We start from the raw sequence: 16,688 nt of genomic DNA on the forward strand, positions 1-16,688 counted from the left end.
TGATTGAAATTTTTATAAAGTTAATCATAAACGCAGAATCCCACAATTTATAATCATTATAAATATCAATACAGGTGAGTGATTTTACTCATGTTTTTTAGGGATGACGTATTTTTGCACAAACAAAAATTGAATGGATTTTAGATATCAGGATCCGTATCCGATCCAGAAAGATGATACGGTGTATAAAAAATTGACATCCGACTATGTAAAGGTTGAAAAACTAGGCGAGAGAGAAATTTTAACAATTGATCCTAAGGGATTGGAGCTGTTGGCTGAAGAAGCTATGGCTGATGTATCTTTCATGCTTCGTTCTTCGCATCTTGAAAGTCTTAAGAGAATTATCGATGATCCTGAAGCAACAGATAACGACAGATTCGTTGCCTATAACCTTCTTCAGAATGCTGCCGTTGCGGTTGAAGGAGCTCTTCCTTCATGCCAGGACACCGGTACAGCTATTGTGATGGGTAAGAAGGGAGAAAATGTTTACACCGGAGCAGACGATGGAGAATATCTGAGCAAAGGAATTTACAATACCTATCAGAAGAGAAACCTGAGATATTCGCAGGTCGTTCCTTTAACGATGTTCGAAGAAAAAAATTCCGGATCCAATCTTCCCGCACAAATTGATATTTATGCTAAAAAAGGAGATTACTACGAATTTCTATTTTTGACGAAAGGAGGTGGATCTGCCAATAAAACATTTTTATACCAAAAGACAAAATCATTATTGAACGAAAAGTCTCTTGAAGCTTTTGTAAAAGAAAGAATTTCAGACCTTGGAACCGCTGCCTGTCCACCCTATCATCTGGCACTTGTTATTGGTGGAACTTCTGCTGAAGCAAACCTTGCTGCCGTAAAAAAAGCATCTGCCAAATATTATGACCACCTTCCAACAGAAGGGAATGAAGCAGGACAGGCTTTTAGAGATTTGGAATGGGAAGCGAAAGTTCAGAAGATTTGCCAGGAAAGTGCCATCGGAGCACAATTTGGTGGTAAATACCTTACCCATGATGTACGAGTGATCAGACTTCCCCGACACGCAGCTTCTTGTCCGGTAGGAATGGGAGTTTCATGTTCTGCTGACAGAAATATCAAAGGTAAAATTACGAAAGACGGTATTTTCCTTGAACAGCTGGAAGAAAATCCAAAAAGATTTTTACCCGACACTCCTCCACACTTAGAAGAGGCTGTTGAAATCAACTTGAACAAGCCAATGCCTGAGATATTGGCTGAGCTGTCAAAATATCCAATTAAAACAAGACTGAAACTAAACGGTACGCTGATCGTTGCCAGAGATATTGCTCATGCAAAAATTAAAGAGATCATCGACAGCGGAAAGCCTATGCCGGAATATTTTAAAAATCATCCGATCTATTATGCCGGACCGGCAAAAACTCCGGAAGGAATGGCTTCAGGAAGTTTCGGACCTACAACTGCCGGAAGAATGGACGTCTATGTTGACGAATTCCAAAGCCACGGTGGAAGCATGATCATGCTTGCTAAAGGAAACAGAAGTAAAGACGTTACCGATGCATGTGGAAAATATGGAGGGTTCTATCTGGGATCAATCGGAGGACCAGCAGCGATTCTTGCCAAAGACAATATTGTTGCCGTAGACATCGTAGATTTCCCTGAGCTGGGGATGGAAGCGGTAAGAAAAATTGAAGTGAAAGACTTTCCGGCGTTCATCATTACGGATGATAAAGGCAATGATTTCTTCGCAGATCTGGCTCACTAATTAGTTTAAAATAAAAATAAATTATAAAATAGGGCTTGTATGTTTTGTGTACAACACAAAAAAGTCCTATTTTTGCCTAAAATCTTTAAGAGAATGATAACGATTTTATCAGCATTTTGGCCGTTCTACCAGTTCCTATGGACTGTATTCTTTATAATTATGTTCCTAGTAGGATTCTGGTGTATTTTCATGTTCTTCGGTTTGGTAATCCCTATGTGGTTAACTGAAGGTCTGAAAGAATATTTCGGAAAAGTAAAACCTTTTGATCCTGAAGATATCAGAAGAAAAGAGCTTAATGAGCAGGAAGGCGTAGAAGTAATCTTCAGTAATCCTAAAGGAAACGGACCTTTCCTTCACGATCACGGACATCATCATTAATTGATTGTCATTGCTTTTTCACCTTAATTCTGAAAAAGTAATATCAAAGCAAAACAACATATATAAACCGTTTAATTTTTTTAAACGGTTTTTTATTATCCGTTTCTCAGCTTTTCCGGAGAAACTCCAAATTTTTTCTTGAATGCCCGTGTAAAATTCTGAACGTATTCATATCCGCATTCAATAGCAATTTCTTTGATCATTATATCTTTATCAATGATCATTTTCTTCGCTTTCAGCATTCTCAGTTCCGAAATATAATCAGCCACAGTCATATGGTATTGTGCTTTAAATTCCTTCCGGATCTTATTCTGATTGATTCCTGTGAGTTTTCCTATATCTTCCGCGCGGATATTCTTGTGATAATTTTCGTCAATGAATTTTTTGATCTCAAGAGATGCTCCCAGTTCAGCCTGCGTTATATTTTTTTCATTAAACTGCTCAAAAATAAGAATAAGAAGTTTGATGATCTTAGCCTCAATAAATAATCTCTGCATCACCCCTTTTTTTGAATAGCTGATCAGCTCTTTTAAGATCATATGCATTTCCACGGTCATATATGGAGGTGTTTTTTTATGAAGAAAAATATAATTGTTCCGAATCATATTTTCCAGAATATCTGCATTCTCTTTGCTCGATGCAGGATCAATCAGGTTGAAAATATATTGATAATTGATTTGGATATGAAAATATTTTAGAGCTTCCTGGTTTTCTGTCCAAAGTTCTGCTGTACTTTCTTTTGAGGAATAATGAAGAATGTACTGATTCTTTCTGAACAGAAATTTTGTCTCACAATCATTAGCTTCCAGCCTGATATTAGGGCTCAGAAGGAAAAGTAGACTAAAACTCTCTCTGCTTTCAATCATATGTAATCTTGAAAACTTTTCGGGCTGCTGATCTTCCTGTATGACCATCTTGATGTTTTCGGAACTGAACAGTAATTCGCTCCTGGATAGATTCTTCATACGAAATGATTTTACGGGTATGGTACAATTTGAAATAAAAGCCTTACATAGGATAACAAAAAGTTTGGAAATGATAACTCAGCGTTAATAATGAAAGGTAATTTTGCGCAAAATTAAATTAAATTTAGAATAATTAAAAATAATATTAAATATGTTTCAAAATTTACATTTTGCGATCCGTAAAATAGGAGCTGGTTTAGCGATGCTAACCTTCGCAGGAAGTTATCTATATGCCCAACAGGGGCCGGTTGCAGGAGGAGGTTCAGGATCTGATCAGATGGGCGAGACGGGTTATCATTCATGGCAGTCCCAGTCTCAGGAAGTCGTTCAGGGTAAGAAAACTCACTTGAGTAAAAACTCACTTACGTGTAATAATACAGATCCGGGAAGCAGTCCGGGAGATACAGGATGCGTTACTTTTACCTACCAGGGACAGCCAGTAACCTATACTAGTGTGAGAGGAAAGGATGGGAATATTTGGCTGCAGCAAAATCTTGGAAGCTCGAAAGTCGCCTCTGAGATGGGGGATGAGGCCTCTTTTGGAGATCTTTTCCAGTGGGGGAGATGGGATGACGGTCATCAGCTTAGGAATTCGGCTACAGGAACTCCTACAACCCCTAATTCACCGGACGGACTGGCGGGTTCAAACGCCTTTATTATTGGAAACCCTGATTGGTGGGCGAATTTTGCAGATACTGATAAATGGACGGCGGCCAATGCTGCCGGTATAACCAATAGTACTGGTGTTGATCCCTGCAAAGCGATTGGCCAAGACTGGAAGTTGCCTTCTCAGGCTGAGTGGACAGCTATTGTTGATTCAGAAAATATTGTAAACCCTGCAACAGCATTTAACAGTCAATTGAAACTGCCGGCATCTGGTTACAGAAGTTCTTCAAACGGATCATTTACTTTCGTAGGTAAGAGAGGGTATTACTGGAGCTCTGAAACTTCAGGTCTGGGAGGGAAATACTTATATGTAGGTACTGTGATTGCTAATCCATCCGCAGGAGCAATGAGAGGACAGGGCTCAGCAGTAAGATGTATCAAAACAGGTTCAGCATTGGGAACATCAGATATTATCAGAAATACAGAAACAGTGGGAATATATCCAAATCCGACCAACGGTATTTTGAATATCAAGGCTGATTCATTAATCGAAAGCGTAAGCGTTATCAATATGGTCGGGCAGAAACTGAGTAATATCCAGTTCTCTAATAACCAAATCAATATAAGCAGTCTTTCTAATGGAATTTATATAGTAGAATTAAAATTAAAGAACGGCCAGATTTTTTCTAAGAAAGTGATTAAAAACTAAACAGTAATAAATTGGGTTCATAAGCTGGACTCTTTTTTAAAAACTACTGTTGCTAAAGTCCAAAATAATTGATATTAAAACAGTTCATTACAATTACTTTTTATCGTAAAGGCCTATGAAATATTCATGGGCCTTTTTTTGATTTAGTATTTCCTGCAGCAGATAGTGACAGCGCATACTTTTGTATCGTTCTATTAACTGTCCAGAATATATAAATCTACTTTTTGAAAATTAAAAATATTAGTCTACTTTTGCAGTAGATTTATCAAGAAAGGTGGAGGGATTTGGCCCTATGAAACCTTAGCAACCTGCACGTCTCTAAAAAGTGTAAAGGTGCTAATTCCAGCCCGTTGTGGGGAAGATGAGCAAAGTCAATATTCTGACAGCAATTCCATTTCTTGAAGTCTTTTATACCTGCGGATCAAGTCCGGGGAAGTATTTATTATTAATTTAGAAGAACAAAAAATGAAAAAAATCAGCCTGGCTGTCATATTTCTGGGAGCTGTTTTGGTTAACGCACAGGAGCAGGAAAAAGGAACTCAGATAGAGGATGTTGTGATTGTAGGAAACAGGAATGCCAAAAGAACAAAACTTGAAACACCGGTTCCCGTAGACATCATCAATATAGAGAAGCTTCAGAGATCTGCTCCGCAAATGACGGTTCAGGACTTGCTGAACTATGTGATTCCATCATTTAATTCTGTAAGACAGTCTGCGTCCGACGGAACGGAACATATCGATCCGGTTACTTTAAGAGGAATGGGACCCGATCAGGTTCTGGTTCTGGTCAATGGAAAAAGAAGGCATACTACCTCCCTGGTCAACTACCAGAATACGGTTGGAAATGGATCTGTGGGAACCGATCTCAGTACCATTCCGGTGATTGCTATTGACAGAATAGAAGTGCTAAGAGACGGAGCAGCGGCACAGTACGGTTCTGATGCCATTGCAGGAGTCGTCAATATTATTCTTAAAAAAGATATCGGAGCATCAGCATCGGCTTCCTATGGGATGAGTGGGAGAAATGATGGAGAAACTTATCAGGCCGGAATTAATTATGGGTCGTCTTTGGGAAAGAAAGACGGTTATGTCAATCTTTCGCTGCAATTAAGCCACAGAGGAAAGACAACCAGAACTCAAAATCATGACCTGTATATTTTCGGAAGTAATTTTGCCTACGAATTTGCCGATAATCCTGAAGCAGCGATCATAGCAGACAATACAATATTAAAAGAAAGAGGGCTGACCCGCGATGATTTTAATTTTCAGATTGGTGATGCACAGATCAGGCAGGCACAACTGTTTTTTAATTCCGAATATCCTTTGAGTGAAAACTTTAAACTGTATTCTTTCGGAGGATTCAGTATAAAGGAAGGAAAAGGTTTTGGTTTCAGAAGACTGCCGGGTGAAAAAGATAATGTAGTTTCTTCTATTTATCCAAATGGCTTTCAGGCATCTCTGGGCTCCCAGGTATATGATTTCTCCTATGCTGCCGGAGCTAGGTATAATGTAAATAACTGGTTATTTGATGTAAGTAATACATTCGGAAGCAATACTTTCAATTACCACGTAGATAATACCAATAATGCTTCATTAGGGGCGAAGTCTCCGACAGGGTTTTATGCTGGTGCACACAGTTTTCTTCAGAATACGGTCAACTTGGATGTTTCTAAAAACATCAATCAGTTTAATATAGCATTTGGTGGAGAATTCCGTTTTGAACAGTATGAGATCAAGCCGGGTGATGAGGCCTCTTACACTCGCTATGATATCAATGGAAACCCAGCAGTTCCCGGTTCTACTGTAGTCGGGAATGGAGGATCACAGTCGTTTATTGGTTTTTCTCCCGATAATGCATTGAAAAAATCAAGACATTCAGCGGCAGTATATGCAGATGTTTCTTATGATCTCGCTAAAAAATTAAATATTGATCTGGCAGGTAGATTTGAAAACTATTCAGATTTTGGAAATACTCTGAACGGAAAACTGGCGGTGAGGTATGAATTTGTGAAAAACTATGCTATACGAGCAGCTGTAGGAACCGGCTTTAGAGCTCCATCTCTTCAACAGCAATATTTTAACAATTCCTATGCTGATATTTCTACCTCAGGGTCGGGAATTGTGACCAAGGGCATCTTCAGAAATGACAGTGATGCAGCCAGAGCGCTAGGATTTGATCAGTTAAAACAGGAAACATCAGTCAATGCGAGTGCCGGTTTTACATTGAAGCCTGCCAACAGATTATTGATTACAATAGATGGTTATTGGATCAGAGTAAAAGACAGAATTGTGATTACCAGTAACATCACCGATCCAAGACTGGCTCAGTACAATGTAGAAAGTGGAAGATTTTTCGCCAATGCCATTGATACCGAAACAAAGGGTGTAGATGTAGTGGTTTCATATGATGTAAAGCTTGGTGGCGGAAGTTTAAATGTTAATCTGGCAGGAAACTATACAGAAACGAAGATCAAAGACTTTCATTTCCCTGAAAAGCTGGTGCCGTCGCAAAAAGATTTCTTCGGGCCGGACCAGATCAATATCATCGAAACCCTTTCTCCCAAGACAAAAGCGTCTTTAGGAATCAATTATGCCATAGGGAAACTCAATTTCATGGTAAGAAATACGTATTTTGGTCAAGTCACAAGAGACGGTTATCCTTTTGGAAAAGTTCAGAACTTCTCTCCTAAGGTGGTAACAGATGTGAGTGTAGGATATGATATAACAAAAAATATCAACCTTACATTAGGTGCCAATAATGTATTTGATGTTTTTCCGGATCTTCAGATCTATGCGAATTCATATTATGGAGTATTTAAATATGCACCGGTTCAGATGGGAACGCTGGGTAATTACTTCTTCGGAAGACTTAACTTTAATTTTTAAACTGCTAAATGAGTACTGCTACACACCAGATCGGCTGGAAGACCGCTGCTGCTATTGTTGTTTCTAATATGATAGGAACGGGAATATTCACGACTTTAGGGTTTCAGCTTTCTGATATTACCAATACGTATAGTATTTTTCTGCTGTGGATCATCGGGGGGATCCTCGCGTTGTTCGGGGCTTTCTGCTATGCTGAACTGGGATCTTATTTCAAGGGAAACGGTGGAGATTATATTTATCTCAAAGAAACGTATCATCCCGTCTTTGGTTATCTCGTCAGCTGGATTTCCCTGATCATCGGATTCTCTGCACCGGTAGCTTTAGCAGCGCTTGCCATGTCAAAATATCTTTCAGTATTTAATTATACTTTTGGAAATGGTTTTGCGATCGGATTCATTTTTCTGGTTGCGGCAACGTTATCATTCAGCCTGAAAGCATCAAGCAGGTTTCATAATTTTTTCACTTTTATAAAGATTGCCTTCATCATTGTTTTGGTAGTTATTGGGGTAATGCTTCCAGGGTCTTCGGCGGGAAACAGCCTGGAATTTGGAAATAGCTGGCAGGATGAAATTATACTTCCCGCTTTTGCCACATCCCTGGTTTTTGTTACCTATTCATATACAGGATGGAATTCTGCATCCTACATTGCCGGAGAAATAAAAGATGTTCAGAAGAACCTGCCAAGAGCTTTGATTGTAGGGACTGTTTTTGTAACAGTAAGTTATCTGCTGGTTAATTTTATCATGCTGAAACACGCACCGATAAGCCAAATGGCTGGGAAAGAAGATGTAATGGGAGAGGCAGCCGGTAATATGCTGGGCAGCGGTTTTGGAAAAATAGTTAATATTTTTATTGCTTTGCAGCTGATTGCTACCATCAGTGGTTATCTTTGGGTGGGTTCAAGGCTGACACAGGCCTTTGCTAAGGAAAATCATTTGTGGAGATCACTTGCCGTCAATAACAAAAAAGGAATTCCGGTAAGGGCAATATTTATACATGCCATAATTGCATCGGTGATCATTCTGACAGGAAGCTTTAAAGAAATATTTGTATATACAGCCTTTATCCTTCAACTTTTTGCAAGCCTTTCTATTTCTACTGTTTTCTTTCTGAAAAAAGAGCAGCGGAAAATATTTAAATCGAATCTGTTTTATATTTTTCCGGCAGTTTTTCTGCTTTTCAGTATCTATATTCTTTATTTTACACTCATTCATAATCCAAAGGAGAGTATCATAGGATTGGGGATTGTAGCCTTTGGATTGGTTTTATATGTAATTGACCGGAAATATTTTAAAAAACCTTCAGAATAATTAAAATCATAATATCGAACATTCGTGGGGATCTTAAATCTTATAAAGTTTAAGGATTCAAAAAATTATGTGAATCTGATATAACAAAGGAATTTTAATTTGAATTAATAAATTCTTATCTTTGCACTCTCAAAAATTGCAGAATGTCTAAATCATTAATTCCAAAACTAGAAGCTATTAAACAAAGATATAATGAGGTTGCAGACCTTATTATACAGCCTGATATCATTTCGGATCAAAAAAAATATTCTTCTTTGAATAAAGAATACAGTGATTTGGGAAAGATTGTAAGAGTATACGATCAATATAAAACCGCTTTAGATAATATCGCCGAATCTGAAGAAATCATTGCTGACGGTTCAGACAGAGATTTGGTAGATATGGCTAAGGAGGAAAAAGTAGAAGCTCAGGCTAAACTTCCGGGATTGGAAGAAGAGCTTAAGGTTTTATTGATTCCTAAAGATCCTGCCGACGACAAAAACATTATTGTAGAACTTCGTGCCGGAACAGGCGGTGATGAAGCTGCTATTTTTGTGGAAGATGTATATAGAATATATTCTATGTACTTCAAAACAAAAGGATGGAAACATGAAGTGACAGATTCTAATGAAGCAGCAAAAGGATACAAAGAACTGATCATGAAAGTGGAAGGGGAAGGTGTCTATGGAATCATGAAATTCGAATCAGGTGTTCACCGTGTACAGCGTGTCCCTGAAACAGAATCTCAGGGAAGAGTTCATACCTCTGCAATTACGATTGCTGTACTGCCGGAAGCTGAAGAAGTGGATTTTGAACTGAATCCTGCGGATATAGAGATGCAGACTTCACGTTCAGGTGGAGCAGGAGGTCAGAACGTAAACAAGGTTGAAACGAAAGTTCAGCTGACACACAAACCTTCAGGAATGGTAGTTGTATGTCAACAGGCTCGTTCTCAGTTGGCTAACCGTGAGTTGGCTATGGAAATGTTAAGAACTAAGCTATACGATATCGAATTGCAAAAAGTTCAGGGAGATATTGCTGCACAGCGTAAATCGATGGTTTCCACAGGGGACCGTTCTGCTAAGATTAAAACGTACAATTATCCTCAGGGAAGGGTGACGGACCACAGAATCAATAAATCTATGTATAATCTGGATGCTTATATGAACGGAGATATCTCTGAAATGATAGATGCCGTAATCATGGCGGAAAATGCAGAGAAAATGAAGGGAGAAGAAGAAAACTATTAAAAATAAATATCAATCAGGCTCTTGAATTTCAGGAGCCTTTTTTTTGCTTTAAAATTCAGCATAATTTAATGGAAACTAAAACAATGAAAGGATCTATGAGAATTTTATTTCTAATAATGCTGTTCTGTATTCAGAACATTTTTGCTCAAACGAAGCCTTTAAAACCGGAACAGGTATTTGGGATGTATTTTGATACTTTTGTAAAACAGGATGAGCATGCCCAGCAGAAACTTAATGCTTATCTGATACCGTTTCTTGGAGCCGAAAATACGAATAGCATAGACGTGAACAACTCTTTCAGTGATGAGGTTCAGAATCTTACGGGTATTTTCCTTGCCAATCTTCCAAAAGAAAAAGCAGCTGCCTGTAAAACAGAGGCTGAAGAATTTTTTGATGCGCTTTTAAGCAATTTAAAGAATACCGAATACAAAATAAAAAGTATTAAGGACGTTAAAATTGAATATGCTGATAAAAGCTTTGTGACAGAACTTAATGTGGATCTTAGTTTTCCTGTTCCTGCTAAAACGGGAAATTTAAAAGCTGAAGATATACAGAAAATGACTGCAGAAGATTTGAAGCAGTATTTGAAAAAGGAAGCGCAATCTTTCGCAAAATCAACAGGTAAAGTTACAGTAAAACAAATTTTTAAGCTGTACCAGATTAAGAAAGAAGGAAATGTGTATTATTGGAACGGAAGTCCTCAGGAGCTGGTATGGAAACTTAGTGAAAACTATTTCAAGAATTTAAATCAGTAGACAATTAAAAACATCGACATGAAAAATTTTAAGATTATTGTACTGCTGATGCTGGCGGTATTAAGTCAAAACCTGATGGCTCAGACAGAAGTGAAAAAGCCTTCAGAAGTCTTTGAAATGTACTTTGGGACTTTCGTCAATAATGATACAGCTGTTCTGAATAAGCTGAATGATTATTTAAGACCTACCGTAGAAGGAGAAAATGCTTATCAGGTAGATTTTAAAATTGTTTCACAGGATATGATGAAGGAAAGTACGGATAATTTTTTATCTGCTTTTCCTAAATCTACGGCTGATGCCTGCAGAAAAGAAGCTGAAGATTACTTCAGGGCGATGATGGAGAATTTCACAAAGGGAAAACTTACTGTTAAAGAGGTGAAAGTTGTTCAGAATGAATATATAGAAGATCAGAAAATTGCTGAAGTAAGCTATTCTGTAAGCTTTAAAGTTCCTGTAAAATTTTCTGATGTCCCTTCAGGTGATATTAAAAAAGTAAAGCCTGAAGAACTGAGAAAATATCTGGTTCAGAGTGTACAGGACTTTAAAAACGCAGACAAAACTGTAGTAACCGAGCAAAAGTTTAGCTTATATCAATTAAATGAAGGTGGTAAAATTTACTACTGGAATGGTAGTCCTGATGAAATTGTTTCAGGTTTAACGGATTTTTATTTTGAAAGTTTTGGGTCTAAATAACGATCCGTAGAAAATATTTTTTTAATGAAAAGCTCTGGTATCAGGGCTTTTTTTATTTCGTATACTTTACGTATTTTTGAGAAAACCCTTCATTATGAATTTTAAACCTATCTTATTAACCGCTGGAGTTCTGTTTTCAGCAACTTTTTATTCTCAAAAAATGAATTATCCAAAAGCATTAAAAGGCAGTCAGACAGATACTTATTTCGGAAGTGCTGTTTCTGACCCTTTCAGAGATTTGGAAAATGATTCTGACGCTACAAAAAAATGGGTAGACGATGAAGTAACCTACAGCCAGAATTATCTTTCAAAGATTCCTTTCAGAAATAAAATTAAAGATCAGCTGAAAGATATCTGGAATTATGAAAAAATTTCAGCTCCTTTTAAAGAAGGAGATTATACCTATTATTATAAAAATGACGGTCTTCAGGCACAATCTATTCTATATAGAACCAACAACAAGACCAAAGCAACGGAAATATTTTTAGATCCGAATAAATTTTCAGATAAAGGAACGACTTCGCTATCCAATTTGTCTTTCAATAAAAAAGGAAACCTTGCAGCTTATTCTATTTCTGAAGGCGGAAGTGACTGGAACAAGATCATTATCATTGACGCAATTACCAAAAAGCAAATTGACGAAACAATACTGGATGTAAAATTCAGCGGAATTTCATGGCAGGGCGATGAAGGTTTCTACTATTCAAGCTATGATAAGCCTAAAGAAGGAACAGTTCTTTCCGGAATGACCGACAAGCATAAAGTGTATTTCCATAAATTAGGAACCAAACAATCTGCAGATCAACTGATCTTCGGAGGTGATAAAACACCGAGAAGATATCTTAGTGCAGGGGTTTCTGAAGATCAGAAATATTTGATTATTTCTGCAGCCAATGCAACAAACGGAAATGAACTGTACATCAAAGATCTAAAGAAAGGAGGAGACTTTATACAGATCACAAAAGGATTTGATGTTAATGCCAATATCGTAGATACCCAGGGTGATGATCTGTTTATCTTCACAGATAAAGATGCTCCGAATATGCGTTTGGTAAAAACGAGCATCAAAAACCCTTCTCCGGAAACATGGAAAGATGTTATTCCACAGACGGAAAATGTTTTAGGTATTTCATCAGGTGGAGGATATTTCTTTGCAACATACATGATAGACGCCATTGATCAGGTAAAACAGTTTGACAAAACCGGAAAACTGGTAAGAGAAATTGCACTTCCCGGAAAAGGAAATATAGGAGGTTTTGGTGGTAAAGAAGAAGAGAAGGATCTTTATTTCTCGTTCAGCAACTATATTACTCCAGGAACTACCTATAAATTTAATGCAGATTCAGGGAAGTCAGAAGTTTATCAAAAACCAAAAGTAAAATTCAATCCCGAGGATTATGTTTCTGAGCAGGTATTCTATACCTCAAAAGACGGAACAAAAGTTCCCATGATGATCAATTATAAAAAAGGAACCAAGCTTAACGGTAAAAACCCTACAATTCTTTATTCTTACGGAGGATTCAATATCAGCCTTCAGCCATCATTTTCCGTGGTGAATGCAATCTGGATGGAAAATGGAGGAATCTATGCGGTGCCAAATATCAGAGGTGGTGGAGAATACGGAAAAAAATGGCATGATGCCGGAACAAAAATGCAGAAGAAGAATGTTTTTGAAGACTTTATTGCTGCTGGAGAATATCTTCAGAATAAAGGGTATACTTCGAAAGAATATATGGCATTATCAGGAAGATCAAATGGGGGGCTTCTTGTAGGGGCAACTATGACCATGCGTCCTGATCTTGCAAAAGTAGCGTTCCCAGGAGTTGGGGTTCTGGATATGCTGAGATACAACAAGTTCACAGCTGGAGCCGGGTGGTCTTACGACTATGGAACGGCAGAGGATAATAAAGAAATGTTTGAATATCTTAAATCTTATTCTCCGGTACATAATGTAAAGAAAGGAACATGTTATCCTTCTACGATGATCATTACCAGTGATCATGATGACAGGGTTGTTCCGGCACATTCTTTCAAATTCGGTGCTGAACTTCAGGAAAAACAGGGATGTAAAAATCCTATTTTGTTGAGAATTGAAAAAAATGCAGGCCATGGTGCAGGAAGAGCAACTGATCAGGTGATCAGTGAAAATGCCGATCTTATTTCGTTTGCTTTATATGAAATGGGAATTAGTAAATAGATAATAATAACAAAAAAAGAACCAAAGTGACTGATTTTATTAAAATTAGTCACTTTTTTTAATTGTACTATGTATTAAATTCTTATTTTTGCTTTGGATATTTAAAAATTATTAATTCTATTCATTAATTTCAGTTATGAAAAAAAGAATTTTACTAGTTTGTGCATTGGCAGGTAGTTTGGCCAGCTTAAATGCACAGAGGTGGGTGCCCGCCTCACAAAAAACTTCTGAAATCAGAAAAGAAGTTGAAGTTCAGCACTCTTACAAAGTGGATCTTGCATCACTTAGAAATCTTTTAAAGGATGCTGTAGAAACAGGAAAAGGGGCGACAGCTGTTGTTGTTTCTCTTCCAACAGCTGAAGGGAAAATTGAAAAATTTGCGGTATACAGTGATCCTGTAATGGAGAAATCCATAGCAGATAGGTATCAGCTTGGTTCGTATATTGGGGTAGGAGTAGACGATCCTTCCAAATACTTGACATTTACTACATCTCCTACAGAAATGCAGTCTATGATCATTAAAAACGGGGTATTTCAATTCATAGAGCCTATCAGTGCTGATAAGCAGACTTATGGAGTTTTTTACAAAACTAAAAGAACTACAGGAGACCATGGTTTTGATTGTTCTACTGATGAGAAGACTTTTGACATAAAAGCATTAGAGAATAACGGAAAAAAAACTCTTTCCAACACAGGGATTACCAATAGACCACCTAGTACAAAATACAGAACATACAGATTAGCTCTATCTGTTACAGGAGAGTATACTACTTATTTTGGTGGTGTTCCTGGTGCGATGGCGCAGATCAATACTACTATGAACCGTGTGAACGGAGTTTTTACAAAAGATTTTGGAATTAAACTATTGGTTCAGGATTACCCTGCTATTATTTATACAAATGCGGCTACTGATCCCTATTCACCGGCGACACAAATGAATAACTGGAACGTACAGCTTCAGCAGACTCTAACTTCTGTAGTAACTAATGCAAACTACGATATCGGACATTTATTCGGAGCTTCAGGGGGAGGAGGAAATGCAGGATGTATAGGCTGTATCTGTGAAGATCCTACGACTGCAACTTCCAAAGCTAAAGGATCTGGTTTTACATCGCCAGGAAATGCTATTCCAAGTGGTGATGCTTTTGATATAGATTATGTTGCTCATGAAATGGGGCACCAACTAGGAGGAAACCATACGTTTTCTCATGCTACTGAAGATTCTGGAGTTAACATTGAACCAGGAGGAGGTACTACTATTATGGGCTATGCGGGAATTACTCAGGATAATGTCCAGAATAATTCTGATGCTTATTTCCATTATTCATCTATTAATCAGATTCTTAATAATCTTGATGCTAAAACAACCTGTGGGACTTCAGAAAATATAATAAATAATAACGCACCGGTAATTGCAGCTCTTACACCTTACACAATTCCTAAGGGAACGGCTTATTATCTGGATGCATCAGCTACTGATGCACAGGGTGATGCAATTAAGTATACTTGGGAACAGTATGACAGTGTAAGTGGCCTTACCTCTATTTCTGGAGACAGCGGTTGGGGATATAATGCTGAAGGATCTATTGCAAGATCTTTCTTTGGAACAGCAAGCGGTAGAAGATATTTTCCTAGCCTTCCATTGGTAATGGATGGTAAGCTTACTAATAAAGCAACATGGGAAACTGTATCTTATATTCCTAGAATATTGCATTATGCAGTAACAGCAAGAGATGAAAATGCACAAAGACCGATGCTTTCATCTTTGGAAACAACAGTGACTGTAGGAAGTGAAGGGCCTTTCAAATTTAATGGTCTTACTGATTCTTCAGTATTGTACAATAACTCTTCAAATACTATATTTTGGGACGTTGCCAGCACCAATGCAGCACCATATAATGCAGCCAATGTAAAAATTGAGTATACTACAGATCTTGTCAACGGAGCAACGTGGACAGAATTGGTAGCTTCTACTCCAAATACAGGAAGCTATACTGCACAAATGCCAGCCAGCTTAACTGGAGCAGTTAAACTTAAGATTTCTGCAATTGGAAATGTATTCTACGCAGTATCTCCAAAAGTAACTGTGGGAGCAGCTCCTACTTCTACAACAGCAGCACCAACAGGTGTTTTTGCACAAGGTTCTGAAATTTTGAAAACTACGGCCAGACTGTCTTGGAACAGCGTACCGGGTGCTACTTATTCTATCAATTATAGAAAAGTTGGTGCTACAAACTGGTTAAATGCCACAAGTCCTACAAGCTCTGTTGTATTAAGCGGTCTTGAAGATGAGTCTAATTATGAAGCACAGGTAGCAGCTGTTGTAAATACTGTACCGGGAGCTTTCTCTTCTACTTATGCTTTCAAAACAAAAGGTCTTAGAACGGGTGTAGATTACTGTTTGATGACGACAGGAGGAAATAACCTTAATGCGTCTTATTACAGTGGGCTTATTCAGCTTAACTTGTCAAATCTTGCCTATTTCTCAGGTGGTTTAGGTAATGCTGCAAAAACTTATCTTGATTTTAGTGAAGACCCTACTCAAGTAGTTAATTTAACAAAAGGAACTCAGTATACGGCACAATTCAGAAACTTGGGTCATGACTTGGGAACATACAATGACTATTTGGAAATTTGGATCGATTACAACAGAAACGGAGTTTTTGAAGCCAATGAAAAAGTAGGATCAAATGGAGCAATTCCAGTTTTCAGTAATGCAAATCAACTTAGTTTCCATGATGGAAATATAACGTTCACAGTACCTGCCAGTGCATATGCTGGTGATAAGTTAGTGAGAATGAGAGTAGCAAGTACATTCTTTAACCCTGCTACCGGGCCATGTGGAGTTTCCTCAGTTCCAGTAAGTGGAGGAGGTGTTATTTCTACTGGAGGATTCAGAGATTTCTCTGTGAAAATTTCAAGTGGATTGGCAGTAAACGATGTAAACGGACCAAAAACATCTGAAATTTCTATCTATCCAAACCCTGCAGATACTTTCGTGGAAGTTAAAAACCTGAAAGGAAAAGCTGATTACAGCATTTTCAGTGCAGACGGTAGATTAGTTCAACAAGGTCAGACAGATGGTAACAACAGAATTAACGTTGCATCATTGATCAAAGGAATGTATGTGATCACTCTTAAAGATGACAAAAACACGTACAATACTAAACTTATTAAAAAATAAGAAGACAGTATATTGATAATTAAGACCGGGCATTT

The 16,688-nt window shown here is 37.8% G+C and carries 11 protein-coding genes and 1 riboswitch; of the genes, 10 read left to right on the forward strand and 1 reads right to left on the reverse strand.

Annotation, left to right across the window (positions count from 1 at the left end; all coding sequences use genetic code 11):
• Positions 1–133 precede the first annotated feature (133 nt).
• Positions 134–1,741, forward strand: a complete 1,608-nt coding sequence (locus tag IW16_RS04505; RefSeq protein ID WP_034740085.1) for a fumarate hydratase — start codon at positions 134–136, stop codon at positions 1,739–1,741.
• A 93-nt stretch (positions 1,742–1,834) separates the two neighbouring features.
• Positions 1,835–2,119 carry a hypothetical protein gene (locus IW16_RS04510; protein ID WP_175550345.1) on the forward strand — a complete coding sequence of 95 codons (285 nt, stop codon included), beginning with the start codon at positions 1,835–1,837 and terminating at the stop codon, positions 2,117–2,119.
• Between the two features lie 95 nt (positions 2,120–2,214).
• Here IW16_RS04510 and IW16_RS04515 read toward each other — a convergent pair whose 3' ends face one another.
• On the reverse strand, positions 2,215–3,084 hold the full coding sequence (locus tag IW16_RS04515; protein ID WP_034740086.1) for a helix-turn-helix transcriptional regulator: 870 nt from the start codon (positions 3,082–3,084) through the stop codon (positions 2,215–2,217).
• A gap of 151 nt (positions 3,085–3,235) precedes the next feature.
• On the opposite strand from IW16_RS04515, the gene IW16_RS04520 reads away from it, so the two are divergent.
• The 8 genes from IW16_RS04520 to IW16_RS04555 all read left to right on the forward strand — a co-directional run bounded on the left by IW16_RS04520 (position 3,236) and on the right by IW16_RS04555 (position 16,653).
• Positions 3,236–4,399, forward strand: coding sequence for a T9SS type A sorting domain-containing protein (locus tag IW16_RS04520; protein WP_034740088.1), 1,164 nt, complete (start codon positions 3,236–3,238; stop codon positions 4,397–4,399).
• Between the two features lie 259 nt (positions 4,400–4,658).
• A riboswitch (SAM riboswitch) is annotated at positions 4,659–4,767 on the forward strand.
• A gap of 97 nt (positions 4,768–4,864) precedes the next feature.
• Positions 4,865–7,285, forward strand: coding sequence for a TonB-dependent receptor plug domain-containing protein (locus IW16_RS04525; RefSeq protein ID WP_034740090.1), 2,421 nt, complete (start codon positions 4,865–4,867; stop codon positions 7,283–7,285).
• Between the two features lie 8 nt (positions 7,286–7,293).
• A complete protein-coding gene (locus IW16_RS04530) occupies positions 7,294–8,595 on the forward strand; it encodes an APC family permease (RefSeq protein WP_034740092.1) in 1,302 nt (433 codons plus the stop codon).
• Positions 8,596–8,738: 143 nt separating this feature from the next.
• On the forward strand, positions 8,739–9,824 hold the full coding sequence (gene prfA / locus IW16_RS04535) for a peptide chain release factor 1 (RefSeq protein WP_034740095.1): 1,086 nt from the start codon (positions 8,739–8,741) through the stop codon (positions 9,822–9,824).
• Positions 9,825–9,892: 68 nt separating this feature from the next.
• Complete coding sequence (locus IW16_RS04540) at positions 9,893–10,579, forward strand: hypothetical protein (protein WP_034740097.1); 687 nt, start codon at positions 9,893–9,895, stop codon at positions 10,577–10,579.
• Positions 10,580–10,597: 18 nt separating this feature from the next.
• Complete coding sequence (locus IW16_RS04545; protein WP_034740099.1) at positions 10,598–11,272, forward strand: hypothetical protein; 675 nt, start codon at positions 10,598–10,600, stop codon at positions 11,270–11,272.
• Between the two features lie 160 nt (positions 11,273–11,432).
• Positions 11,433–13,469 (forward strand): prolyl oligopeptidase family serine peptidase, encoded by a 2,037-nt coding sequence (locus IW16_RS04550; RefSeq protein ID WP_394332444.1) that lies wholly within the window; start codon positions 11,433–11,435, stop codon positions 13,467–13,469.
• Between the two features lie 136 nt (positions 13,470–13,605).
• Positions 13,606–16,653 (forward strand): reprolysin-like metallopeptidase, encoded by a 3,048-nt coding sequence (locus IW16_RS04555; RefSeq protein WP_034740105.1) that lies wholly within the window; start codon positions 13,606–13,608, stop codon positions 16,651–16,653.
• Positions 16,654–16,688: the final 35 nt, after the last annotated feature.

This window comes from Chryseobacterium vrystaatense (genome assembly GCF_000737765.1).
GTDB lineage: Bacteria > Bacteroidota > Bacteroidia > Flavobacteriales > Weeksellaceae > Chryseobacterium > Chryseobacterium vrystaatense.

What these genes read in the sequence shown, in the direction of transcription:
- IW16_RS04505 (WP_034740085.1), top strand. Translation starts at nt 134, where the DNA reads ATGGATTTTAGATATCAGGATCCGTATCCGATCCAGAAAGATGATACG.
- IW16_RS04510 (WP_175550345.1), top strand. Translation starts at nt 1,835, where the DNA reads ATGATAACGATTTTATCAGCATTTTGGCCGTTCTACCAGTTCCTATGG.
- IW16_RS04515 (WP_034740086.1), bottom strand. Translation starts at nt 3,084, where the DNA reads ATGAAGAATCTATCCAGGAGCGAATTACTGTTCAGTTCCGAAAACATC.
- IW16_RS04520 (WP_034740088.1), top strand. Translation starts at nt 3,236, where the DNA reads ATGTTTCAAAATTTACATTTTGCGATCCGTAAAATAGGAGCTGGTTTA.
- IW16_RS04525 (WP_034740090.1), top strand. Translation starts at nt 4,865, where the DNA reads ATGAAAAAAATCAGCCTGGCTGTCATATTTCTGGGAGCTGTTTTGGTT.
- IW16_RS04530 (WP_034740092.1), top strand. Translation starts at nt 7,294, where the DNA reads ATGAGTACTGCTACACACCAGATCGGCTGGAAGACCGCTGCTGCTATT.
- prfA (WP_034740095.1), top strand. Translation starts at nt 8,739, where the DNA reads ATGTCTAAATCATTAATTCCAAAACTAGAAGCTATTAAACAAAGATAT.
- IW16_RS04540 (WP_034740097.1), top strand. Translation starts at nt 9,893, where the DNA reads ATGGAAACTAAAACAATGAAAGGATCTATGAGAATTTTATTTCTAATA.
- IW16_RS04545 (WP_034740099.1), top strand. Translation starts at nt 10,598, where the DNA reads ATGAAAAATTTTAAGATTATTGTACTGCTGATGCTGGCGGTATTAAGT.
- IW16_RS04550 (WP_394332444.1), top strand. Translation starts at nt 11,433, where the DNA reads ATGAATTATCCAAAAGCATTAAAAGGCAGTCAGACAGATACTTATTTC.
- IW16_RS04555 (WP_034740105.1), top strand. Translation starts at nt 13,606, where the DNA reads ATGAAAAAAAGAATTTTACTAGTTTGTGCATTGGCAGGTAGTTTGGCC.